Origin of the sequence: Pseudomonas sp. SMN11 (assembly GCF_052041945.1) — a bacterium.
Taxonomy (GTDB): domain Bacteria; phylum Pseudomonadota; class Gammaproteobacteria; order Pseudomonadales; family Pseudomonadaceae; genus Aquipseudomonas.
Window position 1 is genome coordinate 1 of the sequence record NZ_JBKGGW010000025.1, and the last position, 17,169, is coordinate 17,169.

Consider the following 17,169-nt stretch of genomic DNA (forward strand, 5'->3'; position numbering starts at 1 on the left):
CCCCGAAACCCCATGCCCCTGATTTTTTACGCTCTTTTTACGACCGAACCGTCGCCCCGCAAGGATACTGACCGCGCGATGCTCAGGGATGGCATGCATATCCAACCGCCAGTCCAGAGAAGCCCTTTCGTGAGCCAGCCCGCCGTCGCCGCAAACCCTCCCCATTCCAGCAAATCCAGCGCCATCGGCATGCTCGTCGCCGCAGTCGGCGTGGTCTATGGCGACATCGGTACCAGCCCGCTGTACACCCTCAAGGAAGTCTTCGCCGGGCACTACGGCGTGCAGGCCAACAGCGCCGGTGTGCTCGGCGTGCTGTCGCTGGTGCTCTGGTCGTTACTGTGGGTGGTGTCGCTCAAGTACGTGCTGTTCATCCTGCGCGCCGACAACCAGGGCGAGGGCGGCATCATGGCCCTGACGGCATTGGCGCACCGCGCCGCGGCACCCTACAAACGCTTGAGCAAGGTGCTGGTGCTGCTGGGACTATTCGGCGCCGCGCTGTTCTACGGTGACAGCATGATCACCCCCGCGGTGTCGGTGTTGTCGGCCGTGGAGGGCCTGCAGCTGGCCTTCGACGGTATCGAGCACTGGGTCGTGCCGCTGGCGGTGCTGCTGCTGGTGGCGCTGTTCCTGATCCAGAAGCACGGCACCGCACGCATCGGCATTCTGTTCGGGCCGATCATGGTGCTGTGGTTCGTCGTGCTCGGCGCGTTGGGCATTCATGGCATCGCGCAGCGCCCGGAGGTGCTGCAGGCGCTCAACCCGGTGTGGGCGGTGAAGTTCTTCGTGCTGCACCCAGGCATGGGTGTGGCCATTCTCGGCGCGGTGGTTCTGGCGCTGACCGGCGCCGAGGCGCTGTATGCCGACATGGGGCATTTTGGCCGCAAGCCCATCGCCCGGGCCTGGTTCCTGCTGGTGCTGCCGGGGCTGGTGCTGAACTACTTTGGCCAGGGCGCGCTGATCCTCGGCAACCCGGATGCGGTGCGCAACCCGTTCTACCTGCTGGCGCCCGATTGGGCCCTGCTGCCCATGGTCGGCCTGGCCACCCTGGCCACGATCATTGCCTCACAGGCGGTGATTTCCGGTGCGTTTTCCCTGACCCGCCAGGCCATCCAGCTGGGCTATGTGCCGCGCATGTTCATCCAGCACACCTCCAGCGAGGAGCAGGGGCAGGTCTACATCGGCATGGTGAACTGGGCGCTGATGGTCGGCGTGGTGCTGCTGGTGGTCGGCTTCGAATCGTCCGGGGCACTGGCGGCGGCCTATGGCGTGGCCGTGACCGGCACCATGCTGATCACCACGTTGCTGGCGTCGGCGGTGGTGCTGTTGCTGTGGAAGGCTCCACGTTGCCTGGCTGTGCCGATGTTGCTGGCCTTCCTGCTGGTGGACAGCCTGTATTTCGCCGCCAATGCGCCGAAGATCTTCCAGGGCGGCGCATTCCCGGTGATCGCCGGGATGGCACTGTTCGTGCTGATGACCACCTGGAAGCGTGGTCGCATGATCATCGTCGAGCGGCTGGACGAGAGTTCGTTGCCGCTGGAGCTGTTCATCGCCAGCCTGCAGGCTCAGCCGCCGCACCGGGTGAGCGGCACCGCCGTGTTCCTGTCCGCGCGGCCAGAGGCGGTGCCCCATGCGTTGCTGCACAACCTGTTGCACAACCAGGTGCTGCATGAGCAGGTGGTGTTGCTGACCGTGGTGTTCGAGGACGAGCCGCGAGTCAGCGCCGCCAGGCGCTGTGAGGTCGAGGCCTTTGGTGATGGTTTCTTCCGTGTCTGCCTGCACTTCGGCTTCATGGAGGAGCCCGACGTGCCCTTGGCGCTGAGCCGCTGCCAACAGGCAGACCTGGACTTCGGCCCCATGCGCACCACCTATTTCCTCAGCCGCGAAACGGTCATCGCCGGCAAGCAGCAGGGCATGGCGCGCTGGCGTGAGCACCTGTTCGCGTTTCTGCTGAAGAATGCCAACAGCACCCTCAAGTACTTCAAGCTGCCTTTGAACAGAGTGATCGAGCTCGGCACCCAGGTCGAGATGTAAGGCCAGCGCAATGCGCCACAAAGGAGCGAAATTGAGTATTAGTTGCCTTGATGCATTCACATAATGCGACTAATACTAAAGAGCTGCCAAGAAGAGGGATGGTCATGCAGACGCGCTTCGTTGTGGTTCCCGCTCTACCTCAGGAAAAGGAGTGCCTGCCCAGGCTCGCAGGCTTCCCTAAAGCATTGGGCAACGGCTATGACCTCTATGACACGATCGACAAGCTCAGGCTGGTGCTGAACTTTTCTACGCGGGCTGAAGCAGATTACGCCTGTGCCTGCCGTAATGGCCTTTTAGGGGAGCGGGAGGACAGCGCTTCAGGGGGGCGTTCCGGATGGTGCGCCGCAGAAACTTGATGCACCAGGGCGACTGACGCCGCCCCGGTGCCAACCGTTGACTCAACGATTCTTGTCTTTATGCTGAGTGCCGCCCATGCGGCCGGTGTCAGATTGGGTCTGCTTGCCGCCAGCCTGGCCACCCTGGTGCCCGGTATCCCTGGACTTTTCCCAATCCTTGTCCATCTTGTCGTCAGGTTTCTGTCCGGACTGCTGACCGCCTTTTTGCGACCCCGCCATGCCGCCCTGGCCGCCTTTCTGGCCAGCATCGCCGGCATGGGATTGGTTGCTGCCACCTTGGTTTCTATCTTTGTCTTGATTGTTAGCCATGATCGGTTACCTCAAGTCAGACACAGAACGTTCTGTGTTCACGTGTGACTGGCGAAGGTTGCGCCGCTTTGCAAAAACTTTCGGTAATTCGGACGAGGCGCTTTAACCAACCCCGGCCCAACCATTAGCGGGCGAAAGCCTGTCGATCAATGCTTCACGAGAGGCAGGCGTAGACCACCAGTTCCACCAGCATCTCCTCACGGGCCAGGCCCGCCACCACCACCGCCGCGCGGTTGGGATAGGGGGGCTGAAAGTAGTCGCCATACAGCTGGTTGACCGTGGCCAGGTAGCTGCGATCGGTGACGTAGATCAGCACCTGGGTCACGGCATCCAGCGAACTACCGGCTGCCTCCAGGGTGTGGTGCAGGTTGTCCAGGGTCTGGCGGGTCTGCGCCTCGATGCCGCCCGCGACCACCTGGCCCTGGGCATCGATGGGGATCTGCGCGGTATAGAGCGTACCGTTGCCGACGACGGCCCACTCCAGCGGTGCCTTGGAGGCGTAAAGGTCGGTCTTGATTGCCTGTTTCATTGAATGGGTCCTGAGTGTGCGGGCGTCAGTCGGCATCGCTGCCGCCGCCGGCGCCATGGCGGCGGGAGGCTTCGGTGCTTTCGACGAGGATGTGATCGGCCAGCTGCTTGAGCCGCTGCCAGGTGCTTTCGTTGACGGTGAAGCCCTGGTTCGCGGTGTGCGGTGTGGCGCCCGCGATCGGGAGGGGGCCGGCAGGCCGGGTGAACAGCACGGTGACGCCTTGCTCGAACGCCTCGACGGCAGCGGGCTGGGCATCACTGCGCAGCACAGGACTTAGCTCGCCTGCGGTAAAGTCGGCCAGGTGGCGCTGGCGTGCGTCTTCCCAGCGGGCCTGCACGTGCAGACCGCGCCCGGCCACCTTGCTGAGATAGCCCAGCAGCAACAAGCGGTTATGGCAATGATGGATCTGCAGCAGCGCCTGGCCACGGCGCATGGCCTTGTCCTGCACCAGCGCCACCGCGGTCGCCGCGCAGCGCAGCACGCTCTGGCCGTGGGCGTCGATCACCAGCTGGGTGGTGTCCTCGTAGCTCAGGGTGAAAGGCTGGCTGGCTTCGCCTTGCAGAGGGTCCAGAGCCTGTGCCAGTGCGCCAATGCCGTCCAGCCCTTGCAAGTGCAGCCAACCCACCAGTTCGGCCGCGTCCTCGCAGTCGCCAGCGGCAAAGCCCATGCCTTCGAAGGCTTTGCGGCACATCACCTGGATTTCGTTGAGTGATACACGCATGGTCACAGCTCTCCTTGCGGCATGACCGCGAAGTTCCAGTCGTCTGCGAACGGCTGGCCGATATCGCTCACCAGTGGCGCGCCTTGGAACAAGGTGATGCGTACCCAGCGGCTCGACTTGGGGTCGAACTTGCCCGCACCGAAGAACGCCAGCTTGCAGCGCAGCAGGTGGATCGGCAGCATGTCGCGGTCCAGCAGGTTGGCGCGGATTTCCCCGTAGGTACTCTGCGCCATGCCTTGCAGGCGGCGCACCGTGCCCTTGAGCGTAGGCGCAGCGATGAGCAGATGCGCGGTCAGGGCCTGCGGATGAGCCTGCAGGTGCTCGAGCACGGCGGCATGGCAGCGCTGAATGTTGCGGGCGATGCCCAGTTGCATTTCCTTTTCCGCGCCCGGTTCCTCGACACGCATGCCCAGGCGCGGTTCCTCTTTCTCGGCCGAGCGGTACCAGAAGTAGTGCTCCGCCTCCACGGCAGTGAAGTCGTAGGCCAGGGCCCACGCATACTGCTGCTCGATGAGCTCGAGCAACTGGCGCAGGGGCATCTGCGCGTCCAGTTGCCAGCTTTCGTCGGCGCCCATCTGCTCGGCCAGCGGCGTGACCTGCTCGGGGTACAACTCCAGCAGCAGGCTCACCAGCAGCTCCTGGCAGCCCAGCCCGGAGTGCGCTTCGCCCCAGGCCAGCAGCCGTGGCCAGAGATCATCGCTCGCAGGCTGGTCAGCGAGCCAGTCGGCCAGCGCCGCAAGTTCGTCGAGGGTTTGCCGGTTCTGCTGGTCCTGGCGCAAGTCTTCGGTTTGAGTCTGGCTGAGGTGCTGGCCAGCGCGCGCCAGCAAGCCTTCCAGGCGCGTCAGTCGGTCGGGCTCGGCCGGTTGCGCCAAGGCCAGGGCCAGTGCGGTTTCGCGCACACTGAGCCAGCGTTCCACCAACTGTGGATGGTTGATCAGGAAGGGCGCCATGCCTAGCCCGGTGGCGTTGCCGACCCCCAGGTAGCGTTGCAGGGCAGGGGCCAGCGGTACGGCCCGTTGCGGATCGAGGGCACGGGCCATGTGTTCGATCTGCTCGATGCTGAAATGGCGCAGCAGGTAGACCGTGAACATCTGCGCGCTGAACGGCTGGTTGAAGTCCGGGTTGTCCTGCAGGCAGCCGAAATCGGCGATGCCGAACTTGCCGTTGCCGTACACCGCGGTGGTGCGGTAGAGGTAGCCGACCTCGGCCAGTTGGCGCGGGTCGGGTTGCTGCCCTTCGGCCAGCGCCGCCAGGAAGCGGTCGAAGTTGCGCAGGCTGCGGTTGGCCCGGGACAGCACCAGCACGCGGGCATCGAAGCGGCCGGCCTCCTGCAGCGGCACGTTGCGCTGCAGGTCGGTCAGTTGCGCCGCGTCGACGTCACCGGCGACCAGCACGAAGGCAACGTCCCACTGGTCGGCAATCACCCGGTCGCTGCGCTTTTCCGGCGGCAGGTAGGCCGAGAAGATCACGCAGTGGTAATGCCCGTTCGGCGTGTCGATGCGGTAGATGGCGGTGCCGAAGCCTTGCGCATCGAGGTCGAAGCGGCTGCGCTGGATCTGCCAGCGCTGGTTCATCATCCGCCGCATGCTGCTGCGCACGAAGCTCAGCGGGCTCTGGAAGTGGCTGCCCAGCCGGGCCAGGTCCATGACCTGGCTGGCAGGGCGCAACGCGAGCGTTGCAGGTACGCTGTTGGACATTGTTGTCATACCTGGATGGATCATGTTCAGACGCCTTGTTCGCGGGCCATGTGCCGGGCGATGCGTACGGCATCCCACAACGCTGGCAGGATCACCAGCGACACCGGCACCGCGGTGATGACAATGAAGGACTGCAGGGCCGTCACGCCGCCCGCGCCGATGGTGATCAGCACCACCGCCGCCAGGCCCATGCCGATGGCCCAGAAACCACACAGCCACTTCTTCGGTTTATCGTTGCTGGACATCGCCAGCGCCACGGTGAAGGCCATGGCATCGCCATTGGTCGCCACCGAGATAAAGCTCAGGAACAGGAACAGCGCACTGATCAGGCCGCCCAGCGGCAGGTTCTGCGTCACCCCCAGCAGCAGGTCTTCGGGCTGCGCGCCATGGGCGGTGACGATGCCCGGTGTCTGCAGCTCCAGGCCAATGCCGGTGCCGCCGACCACGGTGAACCAGAACATGGTCACCAGCGGCGCGATGATCGACAGCGTCATGATAATCTCGCGAATGGTGCGGCCCCGCGAGATCCGCGCGACGTACAGCGCCACCATGGGTGCGTAGCCGATGAACCAGCCCCAGTAGAACACCGTCCACCAGTCCAGCCACTTGGGGTCGGCGCGGAACAGCGTCATCGGGATGAAGTGCTCCACATGCAGGGCGAACGCCGCCGGGAAGCCGCCGAGGATGAACAGCGTCGGGCCGAACACCACCATGAACAGCGCCAGGCCGATCATCAGCCAGACGTTGATCTCGCTGACGAAGCGGATGCCCTTGAGCCCCACCAGGCACGACACGGTATACATCGCCGTGACCAGCACGATGGTCAGCGACTGGGTGACAATGTCGTTGGGCAGGCCCCACACCGCGTGCATGGCACTGCTGATCTGCAGGCCGAGGAAGCCGATCGGACCGATGGTGCCGGCGACCACGGCGATGATCGAGGTAGCGTCGGCCAGGGTGCCGATCGGGCCTTTCAGCGCCCGTTCGCCAAACAGCGGGTAGAGCAGGGTGCGCGGTGCCAGCGGCAGGCCCTTGTCGTAATGCAGGTGCATCAGCACGATGGCCAGCAGGCTGCCGAGCACCGCCCAGGCGAGGAAGCCCCAGTGCACGAAGGATTGCGCCAGTGCCGCGGTAGCTGCGGCCTCGCTGTGCGGTTGCAAGCCGGCGAACAGGGGCGGCGGACTGGCAAAGTGCATGAGCGGTTCGGCCGCGGCCCAGAAGGCGCCGCCGCCTGCCAGCAGCGCGCACATGATCACCGCGATCCAGTTGAACGTGCTGATGTCCGGGCGCTGGGTCACGCCGCCCAGGCGCACACGCCCGCAGCGCGAGAAGCCGATGCCCAGGCTGACGGCGAAGGTCGCCAGCATCAGCACCTGCCAGTACAGGCCAAAGGCCTTGGTCGACCAGGCGAACAGGGTGTTGACCAGCGCCGACACCGTGTCGATGTCGATCAGCGCCGCCAGCAGGAAGGCGCCGAGGAAGCCGCCGCTGATCAGGAACAGCGGCCAGTCGATGTCCCGCGTCAGCGGCAGGCCCATGGCCTGGCCTTCAGCCTGCAGGGTGGTTGGGTTTTTCATGAAGCCTCCGGAACCTGCGATTGTTGTTATTGTTGATGCTGTCCGTGCAAGGGGCTCAGGCCTGCGCCGTGGTGGCGGTCTCCAGCAGGCGCAGCCAGTTCAGCCCCATGATGTTGGCCACGTCGGACTCGGCAAAGCCGCGGGCGCGCAGGCCCTGGGCGATGTTGCCGAAGTCGCGGCTGTCGCGGAACCATTGCAGCGGTGCCGGCCAGTTGGCATTGTCCTTGGAGCCTTCGCCGTAGTCCTTGTCCTTGCTCCAGCGGCCATTGCGCATCCATTCGAGCACCGCCAGCGGTTGTGCCTGGCACAGGTCGGTGCCGATGCCGATATGCTCCACGCCCATCAGGTCGGCGGTGCGCGCGACCATGTCGCAGAAGCTTTCCAGGCTGCAGTCCGACGCGCCCTTGAGGTGGAACGGGTAGGTGCTGAAGCCCAGCAGCCCGCCGGTTTCGGCGATGCCGCGCAGCACAGCGTCGGACTTGTTGCGCTTGGCGGCGTGGAAGCTCGACGGGTTGGCGTGGGAGATGATCACTGGCCGGCTCGACAGCTCGATGGCTTCCAGGGTGCTGCGTTCGGCGCTGTGGGACATGTCGATGAGCATGCCGACCCGGTTCATTTCGGCGATCACCTGGCGGCCGAAGCGGCTGATGCCGTTGTCCTCGCGCTCGTAGCAACCGCTGGCCAGCAGGCTCTGGTTGTTGTAGGTGAGCTGCATGACGAACACCCCGAGCTGGCGGAACACCTCCACCAGGGCAATGTCGTCCTCGATCGGTGAGCAGTTCTGGAAGCCGAAGAAGATTCCCACCCGGCCTTCCTGGTGGGCCAGGCGAATGTCGCTGGCCGCGCGCACCGGGCGGATCAGCTCGGGCCAGTTTTCGAAGCGGCGGTTCCACTCGCCCAGGCGCGACAGGGTTTCGCGGGCATTCTCGTGGTAGGCGATGGTGGCGTGCACCGCGCTCAGGCCACCGGCCTGCATCTGCTGGAATATTTCCGGGCTCCAGTTGGAGTACTGCAGGCCGTCGATCATCAAGAGGTCGTGCATGGCGCGTATTCCTTCAGGGCCGCAGGTAGGTGGTCTTGACCACGGTATAGAAGTCGCGGGCGTACTGGCCCTGTTCGCGGGGGCCGAAGCTCGAGGCTTTGCGCCCGCCGAACGGCACGTGGTAATCGGTGCCGGCGGTGGGCAGGTTGACCATCACGCAGCCGGTCTGGGCGCCGCGCTTGAAGGCGCTGGCGTGGCGCAGCGACTGGGTGATGATGCCGGCGGTCAGGCCGTATTCGGTGTCGTTGAGCGTGGCCAGCGCCTCGTCGAAGTCACGTACGCGGATCACGCAGGCGATCGGGCCAAACACTTCCTCGCGGTTGATGCGCATGTCGTTGCGGCTGTCGATGAACAGCGCCGGGCGCATGTAGTAGCCGTCGCTTTCCAGCTGCAGGCGTTCGCCACCTTCGACCAGGGTGGCGCCTTCGTCCTGAGCCAGCTGCAGGTAAGCCAGGTTCTGTTCCAGCTGGCGCGCATCGGCCACCGGGCCGATCTGCACGCCGGCCTCCAGGGCATGGCCGACTTTGAGCTGGCGCATGCGCAGGCGCAGGGCCTCAACGAAGCGGTCGTGGATGCCTTCGCAGACGATCAACCGCGAAGACGCCGTACACTTCTGCCCGGTGCCGAAGAAGGCACCATTGAGGGCGCATTCCACCGCCAGGTCGAGGTCGGCGTCGTCCATTACTACCAGGGCGTTCTTGCTGCCCATTTCCAGCTGGCAGCGCACCAGGTTGCCCGCCGTGGCGACCGCGACGCGGCGCCCGGTCTGCAACGATCCGGTAAAGGTCAGGGCGTCGATCTCGGCCGACTGCACCAGGGTTTCGCCGACGCTGGCGCCGCTGCCCATGACCAGGTTGAAGGTACCGTTGGGCAGGCCCTGGCGGCTGATGATCTCGGTCAGCGCCCAGGCGCTGGCCGGCACGAGGTTGGCCGGTTTGAACACCACGGCGTTGCCGAAAGCCAGCGCGGGGGCGATCTTCCACGCGGCGGTGGCCATGGGGAAGTTCCACGGGGTGATGATGCCGACCACACCTACGGGTTCGCGATGCACTTCGATGTCGATGCCGGGGCGCACCGACGCGGCGGTCTCGCCCATCTGGCGCAGCACTTCGGCGGCGTAGTAATGGAAGAACTGGCCGCTGCGGGCGACCTCGCCGATGCCTTCGGCCAGCGGTTTGCCTTCTTCACGGGACAGCAGCTCACCCAGTTCCTGCTTGCGGGCGATCAGTTCGTCACCGATGGCCATCAGCACCTGCTGGCGGGCTTCCAGGCCGCTGGCGGCCCACTGCGGCTGGGCGGCGCGGGCCGCCTGGATGGCCTGGCGGGCCTGTTCGGCGCTGGCCTGGTGGTATTCGCCGATCAGGTCGCGGGTGTCCGAGGGGCTGTGGTTGCCAAGGGTGGCGTGGCCTTCGCACCACTGGCCATCGATGTAGTTCTTGTAGGTGTTGAGTGACATGGGTGAAAGCCTCTGTTTGCCTGGCGTTCATCTTGCGAGCAATATGCAGCAAATAAAAATTAATAAAAAAAATGCTTTGATAAGGAATGCTAACCATGTTGCCAGAGCTGAAAATCGCCCAGCTGCGCTACTTCCTGTTGGTCGCTGAACTCAAGAGCTTCCACGCCGCGGCGCGCCAGGCGTTTCGCACCCAGCCGGCAATTTCGCTGGCTGTGCGCGAGCTGGAGCAGAAGCTGGGCCAGGCGCTGGTCGAGAAGGGCGGCGGCCGGGTCGAGCTGACCCCGTTCGGCGAGCATTGCCTGCCGTTGTTCCGCGGCCTGATCGAACACCACGACCGCATCGCCCGCGAGGCCACCTTGCTGGCCCGCCACGAAATCGGCCAGGTCAGCATCGCCACCGTGCCGTCAGTGGCCAGCCGCATGTTGCCCGGGCCATTGGCGCGGTTCGTTGCCGAGCACCCGAACGTGCAGGTCAGCATCCAGGACGGCACGGCCGAGCGCGTCCAGCAGTTGCTGGCCCAGGGGCAGGTGGACTTTGGCATCAGCAGCCTGTGGCAGGAGGATGAGCAGCTCGAATTTTCCCCGATCGCCAATGACCAGGTAGGCGTGGTGTGCCGCGCCGACCATCCATTGGCGCAAGCCGGCGATGCCCTGCACTGGTCGCAGTTGCAGGGCGTGCCGATGGTGCGCAACGGTACCTCGCAGTTGCTGGCAGGCACCGAGGCCGAGTGCTTGTTGGGGCATAGCCGGTTGTTCGTCTCCAACATGATTTCGTTGATCGCGATGCTGGAGGAGGGGGTGGGCATCAGCACCTTGCCGTACCTGGCGTTCCCCCTGGAGAACGACAAGCTGGTGTTCGTGCCGCTGGTCGAACCCAAGGTCGAGCGGCACATCGGCATGCTGACGCGCAAGGGGCGCAGCCTGTCACCTGCAGCGGGGGCGTTGATGGCCTTTCTGCAGGTGCAGCTGGCTGCGCAAGATCAGCGGGCGTAGATCTGCTGGCCGGCAAACCAGGTCTGCAGCACTTGCGTATCGCGCAGCGATTCTGGATCGACACTGAGCACGTCGCGGTCGAGGACGATCATGTCGGCCTGCTTGCCGACCTTGAGTGAGCCGACCTGCTGCTCCAGGCGCATGGCCCGGGCGGCGTTGAGGGTATAGGCCTGGAACATCACTTGGCGGTCGATCGCTTCATCGGCATTGAGCACGCCCTTGGGGCCTTTGCGGCTGATGGCCTGGTAGATCGCCTTCCACGGTTCCGGGGTGGTGATCGGCCAGTCGCTGGCACCGGAAATGGTCGCGCCATTTTTCACCAGCGAGCGAGCCGGGAAGGTATGCAGGAAGGCCATTGCGTTCACGTAGGGCTTGACCAGATCCATGTTCGAGGCGTCGGCGCTGGCCCAGTACAGCTGCATGGCAGCAATCACGTCGAGCTGCTTGAAGCGGGCGTATTCCTTGGGGTTGACCATCTGCAGGTGGGTGATGGAGTGGGCGATGCCGCTGTTGCGCTGCCGTCGGGCCTGTTCGATGCCGTTGAGCGCCTCGCGCACGGCGCGGTCGCCGATGGCATGCACATGCACCAGCCAGCCACGGGCATCGGCGGCGCTGACCAGCTCGCCAAAGTGCTGTGGGTCCAGCAGCAGCTCGCCGTGCTGGCCGGAGTTGCCATAGGGGTCGAGCATCGCCGCCGTCTGCGCGGGCGCCTCGGCGACACCGTCGGCGAACACCTTGATGCCCGGCAAGGTGAGGTTGTGCACGTCGAGAAATTGCTCGCGCACCTTGTCCAGCTGGTCCAGGTCCGCAGGGCGGGCCTTGGAGTCGGCCATCAGCAGGGCGGCGACATGGGCAGTCAGCTCGCCGTGCTCGGAAAGCCGCTTGTAGATGGGCAGCACGCCCAGCGAGTCGTTCTTCACATCGGCGCCCGGCCGCTCATTGGCCAGCGGGTCCATCCAGCCGGTGATGCCCAGCTGCTTGTAGTAGTCCAGGGCCCTGCGCCCTGCGCTCATCAGGGTCTCGTCGCTCAGTGGCGGCAGCAGGTCGGTGACCGGGTAGAAGCTGGCATCGGCGAGAAAGCCGTTCGGCGTGCCGTCCGCGTGCTGGCCCAGGGTGTTGCGCGTTTCGGCGGGGAGGGCAGCGATGGTTTTTGCATCGATCCCGGCGCGCTCGAGCATCGCCTGGTTGGCCCAGCCAGTGTGCATGTCGTTGGCGGCGAGGAGGATCGGCTGCTCGGTCCACTCACCGTGGTTGAAGCGCTGCTCCAGTGCGACAATGTCATCCCAATAGGTGCCAGGCACGCCACCGACGCTCAGGAACTCACCACGTACGGCTTTGCCGTCGCTACGCCACTGACGCAGGCGCTGTTCCAGCTCATCCAGCGGCACCTGCTCGCCAGCGAGGTTGGCCAGCTCCAGTTGCAGGCCGCCTTTGATGGCGTGGGAGTGGGAATCGAGCATGCCCGGCATCAGCACCTTGCCGCCCAGGTCGATGACGTGGGTGCTTGCGGCCTTGAGGCGCAACACCTGCTGGTCGGAACCCACCGCGACGATTTTCTCGCCTTCGACCGCCACAGCCTGTTGCAGCGGTTGGTCAGGCTCGGCGGTGTAGACCTTGGCGTTGTGCAGGATCACGTCCACCGCCGCGAAACCTGGCAGGGTGGTGCAGGCCAGGCCCGCGCTGATCGCCATCTTCAGCAGGTGCTTCATTTGGTGCCTCGTTGTTGTTGTGATGGCAGCGCAGGCTAGCCAAGGGGTCAACGCGGTTAAAGGCGCGGGTAGGCACAACTTTTTTCGCGCTGGGGAAATAATCCATGGCCTATGATTGCCCGCAGATGCTCACTCCCGCGCATCCCCCTCTTCGTTTGTGCCTGAAAGGAAGAAACCATGGACAAGATGATGGCCCTGACCATCTTCGTTGCGGCCGCCGAGCACGGCAGCTTCAGCCGGGCCGCCGAGCAACTGGGCAAGACGCCTTCGGCGATCACCAAGGCTGTCGCGCACCTGGAAAGCGAACTGGGCGTGCGCCTGTTCGAGCGCACCACCCGGCGCATGGCGCTGACTGAGGCCGGTAACCTGTACCTAGATGGCGCAAGGCAGGCGCTGATGCACCTGCAACGGGTGACCGAAGAGGTGGAGCAGCTACAGCACGCGCTGCGCGGCACTTTGCGCATCACCGCGCCGCCGTCGTTCGGCCCGGCGTTTCTCAACCAGGTGTGCTGCCGCTTCATGCGCGAACACCCGCAGGTGCGCCTGGAGGTCAACCTCAACGATGCCAACGAAGACCTGATCGATGGCGGTTATGACTTGTCGCTGCGTGACGGCCCCACCGACCAGCCGGAACTGATCGCCCAGCCATTGATCGAGAACCGTGTAATGCTCTGCGCCAGCCCCGCCTACCTGGCCCACCACGGCGACGCGATCACCCTGGACAACTACGCCCAGCATGACTGGCTGCTGCTGCGCCACCCGCTGCTCAACCGCAGCTACTGGTGGATCGACCATGAGGGCCAGACCCTGCGCGTGCGCCAGCCCACACCCAAGCTGGTGAGTGACAGTTTCGATTTCCTCCTGGCTTGCCTGCTCGATGGGCAGGGGCTGCAGTTCGTGCCGACCTGGAGCGTCGCGCCGTACCTGGCCAGCGGGCAGTTGGTGGAGGTGATGCCCGACTACTGGCGGGCCCTCAGCGCGTTCGGGCCGTGGGTCCATGTGCTGTACCTGCCCCACCGGCGCAGTACCCGCAAGGTCCAGGCGTTCATCGCCATGCTGCATGAACACCTGCGCGGGCAGGGTGCCGAGGTGGCGGGGCGCGGCTGAGTTTTTCCACACGGGCACAAAAGTTGTGCGGGTTGTGGCAATGATCGGTGCGGGAACGCTGGTTAGGCTTGCAGCAGTCACCTGACCACCGCGTATCAGGAGTTTCCCGCAGTGAAGATCCACACCCTCGTCACCGACATCCGCACACCCCTCGAGCGGGGCCGTCAGATCGGCGAACGTTTTGCCGAACAGATCCGTACCACCACCGCCCTGTACCTGGAATTCTTCCCACGGGTGGGGGTGTCGCTGGCCGAGGCACAGCGCATCGGCGAAAACAGCCTGGCCGCCCTGGAGGCCTGGAGCCCGAACCTGGCCGCTGAAGTGGTCGGTATGGCCGACGGCGCCGGGCTGCCACTGTGGCAGCTGGCGAGCCTCAACGCCCGTACCGAAGTGCTGGCCGCCCGTACCCGCCACAGTGAATGCTCCACCACCGTGCACGCCCCCCGTGGGCCGCGAGCGCCGCAGACCCTGCAGACCTGGGACTGGCACGACAGCCTGTGCCCCCATGGCCTGATGCTGGCGCTACAGAGCGAGCGTGGCATGCGGGTCAAGCTGTTCTGCGAGTTCGGCATGCTAGCCAAGCTGGGTGTCAACAGCGCAGGTGTGGGCCTGCATTTCAACATCCTTCACCACCGCAGCGACAACGCCAGCGGCGGTGTGCCGGTGCACGCCATCGCCCGTCGCCTGCTGGAGGACGCCAGCAGTGTCGAAGAGGCCATCGAACTGGCACGTTCGGCGCGGGTTAGCGCCTCGACAGTACTGACGGTGTTCTCCCGCCAGGACTGCAGCCCCCGTGCCGTCAGCATCGAGCTGAGCCCCGAGCGCACGGCGCTGGTGTTGCCACGTGAAGATGGCTGGCTGTTGCATACCAACCACTTCCTGGACCCCCAGCTGAGCCTGGGCGAGCAGGTCGCCGACCACGCCGACACCCTGTGCCGCCTGAGCCACCTGGAGCAGGTGATCGGCCAGATGGGCAGCGCCGACCTGCGCGCCCGTGCCGAGGCCATGTGCGGTGCCGCTGGCGACAGCGCACCCATCTGCTTCCACCCGGATATGGCCCTGTCCGACACCGAGCGTTGGGAAACCCTGCTCAGCGTCGGCATCGACACCGAACGTTGCGTGCTGGAGTACGTGGCTGGCACGCCCGTGTACCTGGCCAAGGCCGGCTTCCAAACCTTCTGAGCCACACCGGCTGCAGCTTGCCCAGGCCGGCTGCGCCCGCTGAACGAGAACAACAACAATGCATGCGCAACAGACTCAGCCTGCGTCATCCCGCTCCGCCTTCCGTACCTTTTGTGTCTCCGGCATGGGCACGGCGCTGGAGTTCTACGACTTCATCATCTACGGCACCGCCGCCGCACTGGTGTTCCCCCAGGTGTTCTTCCCGCAGATGGATCACCTGACCGCCACCCTGGTGGCGTTCAGCGCCTTTGGCGCGGGCTTCTTCGCCCGCCCGCTAGGGGGCCTGGTGTTCGGCCACTTCGGTGACCGCATCGGCCGCCAGAAGGTGCTGGTCACCACTTTGCTGCTCATGGGCCTGAGCACCTTTCTCATCGGCTGCCTGCCTGGCCATGCCAGCATCGGCGTGGCGGCACCGATCCTGCTGGTGCTGCTGCGCCTGATCCAGGGCTTTGCCGCCGGCGGTGAGTGGGGCGGTGCCGCGTTGTTCGGCATCGAGTCAGCGCCGCCTGGGCGGCGTGGCCTGTGGGGCAGCTTCACCAGCATGGGTATCGGTGTCGGCGGCATTCTCGGGGCTGCAGTGTTCGCCATTGTCAGCGCGGCCTTCGACGACAACCTGGTCGATTTTGCCTGGCGCATTCCGTTCTGGCTGGGCGGCACATTGGTGCTGATCGGCCTGTACGCACGGTTGAAGGCGCCAGCTCCCGCCATCATGCCTGAGGCCAGACCTGCGCGCGCGCCGCTGGCCGAGGCCCTGCGCCAGCGCCCACGGCAGTTGCTGCTGTGCACCGGGGTCGCCTTCGGCTACTGCACCATCGCCTACATCGGCAGCACCTTCTTCCTCACCTACGCCACGCAGGTCGGTTTTGGCAGTACCCAGGCGCTGATGTTCGACCTGGCGCTATCAGTGGCCATCGTGTTCTCTGCGCCGCTGTTCGGCTACCTGTCGGACCGCCTGGGCCGGCGTGTGGTGATGGGTTTTGGTTCAGTGATCATGGCCATGGGGTTGTTCGTGTTCTTCTCGCTGGTGGGCATGAAGAGCTTCGCCATCGCCTTGTTCGCTTATTGCCTGACCGGCCTGCTGATGGGCGCGACTCAGGGGCCGATCCCGGCCTTCCTCGGCGAGCAGTTCCCGCGCAGCATGCGCTACTCGGGAATTTCGGCCAGTTATCAGATCGGCGCGGCGTTGGGCGGCGGTACGGCTTCGAGCATTGCCACGGCGATCCTGATCCTGACCGACCACAACCCGCTGGGCGTGGCGTTGTACGGGGCAGCGGCGCTAGCGCTTGTTGCCGTGTGTTCGCTGATGCTCCGGGAGACTTCGCGCTTGAGCATGGCGCAGATCGATGAAGAGGATGCCAGCGACGCTGCGGTTGAACGTTGCCAAGGGCCAGGGCTCATACATGCAAAGGGCACCGCGAGGATTGTCACCCATGAGCATCGAACGCAGCATCCCCGAGCTTGAGGCCTGGTACGCCCAGTACGACGACATCAGCTACCGCCGCGAGTCACCAGACGCCTACCACCATGAACTGGTGCGCACCGCCGAGGCCCTGCGCGACGATGGCGCGATCGACTGGGACGACTGGCTGGCGCTGAAGGCGCTGGCGGACGAGGCCCATGTCGGTGCGCTGGAAGACGCCGTGCAGGCCCACGTCAGCGACCCCGACGCATGAAAGCGCTGAAGATCGCCACCTTCAATATCAACGGCATCCGCAGCCGCCTGTCGGCGCTGTTGGCCTGGTTGGAACGGGAGCAACCGGACATCGCCTGCCTGCAGGAGCTCAAGGCGCCCGACGCGCAGTTCCCGCGCCTGGACTTGGAGGCGGCCGGCTATGGCTGCCTGTACCAGGGGCAGCCGTCGTGGAACGGCGTGGCGATTCTGGCGCGGGGCAGTGAACCGCTGGAGGTACGCCGCGGCTTGCCCGGCATGGAGGACGACAGCCAGAGCCGCTATCTGGAGGCTGCTGTGCACGGCGTGCTGGTGGCGTGCCTGTACCTGCCGAACGGCAACCCTCAGCCCGGGCCGAAGTTCGATTACAAGCTGCGCTGGTTCCAATGCCTCATCGAACACGCCAAGGGGCTGCATGGCAGCGGCCACCCGACGGTGCTGGCAGGTGATTTCAACGTGGTGCCCACCGACATGGACATCTACAACCCACGCTCATGGCTGAAGGACGCGATGCTGCAACCCGAGTCGCGGGCGTGTTACCAGCAATTGCTGGAGCAGGGCTGGGTCGACGCCATTCGCCACCTGCACCCCGACGAGCGCGTGTACACCCTTTGGGATTACTTCCGCAATCACTGGGCGCGCAATTCCGGGTTGCGCATTGACCACCTGCTGCTCAACCCGGCCCTTGCGCCCTACCTGAAACGGGCCGGCGTGGACGCCTGGGTACGTAACGAAACGAAGGCCAGTGACCACGCGCCGGTGTGGATCGAGGTGGGCGGGCGCAAAAAGTGA

16 protein-coding genes are annotated in these 17,169 nt (G+C 65.1%); 8 read left to right on the top strand and 8 right to left on the bottom strand.

Going from position 1 to position 17,169, the window contains the following annotated elements:
* The first annotated feature begins 189 nt into the window (after positions 1–189).
* Together ACLEJU_RS19275 and ACLEJU_RS19280 are read left to right on the top strand one after the other, a co-directional pair.
* Complete coding sequence (locus ACLEJU_RS19275; RefSeq protein WP_435422835.1) at positions 190–2,031, top strand: potassium transporter Kup; 1,842 nt, start codon at positions 190–192, stop codon at positions 2,029–2,031.
* Between the two features lie 98 nt (positions 2,032–2,129).
* Positions 2,130–2,387, top strand: coding sequence for a hypothetical protein (locus ACLEJU_RS19280; RefSeq protein ID WP_258035870.1), 258 nt, complete (start codon positions 2,130–2,132; stop codon positions 2,385–2,387).
* A 42-nt stretch (positions 2,388–2,429) separates the two neighbouring features.
* Here the strand turns inward: ACLEJU_RS19280 and ACLEJU_RS19285 are convergent, their stop codons facing one another.
* The 7 genes from ACLEJU_RS19285 to ACLEJU_RS19315 all read right to left on the bottom strand — a co-directional run bounded on the left by ACLEJU_RS19285 (position 2,430) and on the right by ACLEJU_RS19315 (position 9,718).
* Complete coding sequence (locus ACLEJU_RS19285; protein WP_435422760.1) at positions 2,430–2,696, bottom strand: hypothetical protein; 267 nt, start codon at positions 2,694–2,696, stop codon at positions 2,430–2,432.
* 154 nt (positions 2,697–2,850) lie between these two features.
* The gene (locus ACLEJU_RS19290; RefSeq protein WP_435422761.1) at positions 2,851–3,225 is read right to left on the bottom strand and encodes a RidA family protein; all 375 of its coding nucleotides are present in this window, start codon (positions 3,223–3,225) and stop codon (positions 2,851–2,853) included.
* 25 nt (positions 3,226–3,250) lie between these two features.
* A complete protein-coding gene (locus ACLEJU_RS19295) occupies positions 3,251–3,946 on the bottom strand; it encodes a DUF3726 domain-containing protein (protein WP_435422762.1) in 696 nt (231 codons plus the stop codon).
* A gap of 2 nt (positions 3,947–3,948) precedes the next feature.
* Positions 3,949–5,643 carry a hypothetical protein gene (locus tag ACLEJU_RS19300; protein WP_435422763.1) on the bottom strand — a complete coding sequence of 565 codons (1,695 nt, stop codon included), beginning with the start codon at positions 5,641–5,643 and terminating at the stop codon, positions 3,949–3,951.
* Positions 5,644–5,669: 26 nt separating this feature from the next.
* Complete coding sequence (locus ACLEJU_RS19305) at positions 5,670–7,220, bottom strand: BCCT family transporter (protein ID WP_435422764.1); 1,551 nt, start codon at positions 7,218–7,220, stop codon at positions 5,670–5,672.
* A gap of 55 nt (positions 7,221–7,275) precedes the next feature.
* Positions 7,276–8,262 (bottom strand): dipeptidase, encoded by a 987-nt coding sequence (locus ACLEJU_RS19310; protein ID WP_435422765.1) that lies wholly within the window; start codon positions 8,260–8,262, stop codon positions 7,276–7,278.
* A 13-nt stretch (positions 8,263–8,275) separates the two neighbouring features.
* Positions 8,276–9,718, bottom strand: coding sequence for an aldehyde dehydrogenase family protein (locus tag ACLEJU_RS19315; protein ID WP_435422766.1), 1,443 nt, complete (start codon positions 9,716–9,718; stop codon positions 8,276–8,278).
* Positions 9,719–9,813: 95 nt separating this feature from the next.
* Between ACLEJU_RS19315 and ACLEJU_RS19320 the strand changes: the two genes are divergently transcribed.
* Positions 9,814–10,710 (top strand): LysR substrate-binding domain-containing protein, encoded by an 897-nt coding sequence (locus tag ACLEJU_RS19320; protein ID WP_435422767.1) that lies wholly within the window; start codon positions 9,814–9,816, stop codon positions 10,708–10,710.
* On the opposite strand, the gene ACLEJU_RS19325 is transcribed toward ACLEJU_RS19320, so the two are convergent.
* Entirely contained in the window at positions 10,698–12,419 is a 1,722-nt protein-coding gene (locus ACLEJU_RS19325; RefSeq protein ID WP_435422768.1) for an amidohydrolase, read from the bottom strand. The two genes, ACLEJU_RS19320 and ACLEJU_RS19325, sit on opposite strands and share 13 nt — an antisense overlap.
* Before the next feature lie 177 nt (positions 12,420–12,596).
* Here ACLEJU_RS19325 and ACLEJU_RS19330 point away from each other — a divergent pair, with 177 nt between their 5' ends.
* The 5 genes from ACLEJU_RS19330 to xth all read left to right on the top strand — a co-directional run bounded on the left by ACLEJU_RS19330 (position 12,597) and on the right by xth (position 17,169).
* Positions 12,597–13,526, top strand: a complete 930-nt coding sequence (locus ACLEJU_RS19330) for a LysR family transcriptional regulator (protein WP_435422769.1) — start codon at positions 12,597–12,599, stop codon at positions 13,524–13,526.
* A 111-nt stretch (positions 13,527–13,637) separates the two neighbouring features.
* Positions 13,638–14,708, top strand: coding sequence for a C45 family autoproteolytic acyltransferase/hydolase (locus ACLEJU_RS19335; protein ID WP_435422770.1), 1,071 nt, complete (start codon positions 13,638–13,640; stop codon positions 14,706–14,708).
* A gap of 58 nt (positions 14,709–14,766) precedes the next feature.
* Entirely contained in the window at positions 14,767–16,170 is a 1,404-nt protein-coding gene (locus tag ACLEJU_RS19340) for an MFS transporter (protein ID WP_435422771.1), read from the top strand.
* The gene (locus ACLEJU_RS19345) at positions 16,139–16,381 is read left to right on the top strand and encodes a hypothetical protein (protein ID WP_103447804.1); all 243 of its coding nucleotides are present in this window, start codon (positions 16,139–16,141) and stop codon (positions 16,379–16,381) included. The genes ACLEJU_RS19340 and ACLEJU_RS19345 overlap by 32 nt, the downstream gene beginning before the upstream one ends.
* Positions 16,378–17,169 carry an exodeoxyribonuclease III gene (gene xth / locus ACLEJU_RS19350; RefSeq protein WP_435422772.1) on the top strand — a complete coding sequence of 264 codons (792 nt, stop codon included), beginning with the start codon at positions 16,378–16,380 and terminating at the stop codon, positions 17,167–17,169. Before ACLEJU_RS19345 ends, xth begins: the two co-directional genes overlap by 4 nt.

Excerpts from the sequence above, each read along its gene's own strand:
- ACLEJU_RS19310 (WP_435422765.1), bottom strand. The coding sequence starts at position 8,262 with ATGCACGACCTCTTGATGATCGACGGCCTGCAGTACTCCAACTGGAGC.
- ACLEJU_RS19290 (WP_435422761.1), bottom strand. The coding sequence starts at position 3,225 with ATGAAACAGGCAATCAAGACCGACCTTTACGCCTCCAAGGCACCGCTG.
- ACLEJU_RS19300 (WP_435422763.1), bottom strand. The coding sequence starts at position 5,643 with ATGTCCAACAGCGTACCTGCAACGCTCGCGTTGCGCCCTGCCAGCCAG.
- ACLEJU_RS19330 (WP_435422769.1), top strand. The coding sequence starts at position 12,597 with ATGGACAAGATGATGGCCCTGACCATCTTCGTTGCGGCCGCCGAGCAC.
- ACLEJU_RS19305 (WP_435422764.1), bottom strand. The coding sequence starts at position 7,220 with ATGAAAAACCCAACCACCCTGCAGGCTGAAGGCCAGGCCATGGGCCTG.
- ACLEJU_RS19285 (WP_435422760.1), bottom strand. The coding sequence starts at position 2,696 with ATGGCTAACAATCAAGACAAAGATAGAAACCAAGGTGGCAGCAACCAA.
- ACLEJU_RS19315 (WP_435422766.1), bottom strand. The coding sequence starts at position 9,718 with ATGTCACTCAACACCTACAAGAACTACATCGATGGCCAGTGGTGCGAA.
- ACLEJU_RS19275 (WP_435422835.1), top strand. The coding sequence starts at position 190 with ATGCTCGTCGCCGCAGTCGGCGTGGTCTATGGCGACATCGGTACCAGC.
- ACLEJU_RS19345 (WP_103447804.1), top strand. The coding sequence starts at position 16,139 with ATGAGCATCGAACGCAGCATCCCCGAGCTTGAGGCCTGGTACGCCCAG.
- ACLEJU_RS19320 (WP_435422767.1), top strand. The coding sequence starts at position 9,814 with ATGTTGCCAGAGCTGAAAATCGCCCAGCTGCGCTACTTCCTGTTGGTC.
- xth (WP_435422772.1), top strand. The coding sequence starts at position 16,378 with ATGAAAGCGCTGAAGATCGCCACCTTCAATATCAACGGCATCCGCAGC.
- ACLEJU_RS19280 (WP_258035870.1), top strand. The coding sequence starts at position 2,130 with ATGGTCATGCAGACGCGCTTCGTTGTGGTTCCCGCTCTACCTCAGGAA.
- ACLEJU_RS19295 (WP_435422762.1), bottom strand. The coding sequence starts at position 3,946 with ATGCGTGTATCACTCAACGAAATCCAGGTGATGTGCCGCAAAGCCTTC.
- ACLEJU_RS19325 (WP_435422768.1), bottom strand. The coding sequence starts at position 12,419 with ATGAAGCACCTGCTGAAGATGGCGATCAGCGCGGGCCTGGCCTGCACC.
- ACLEJU_RS19340 (WP_435422771.1), top strand. The coding sequence starts at position 14,767 with ATGCATGCGCAACAGACTCAGCCTGCGTCATCCCGCTCCGCCTTCCGT.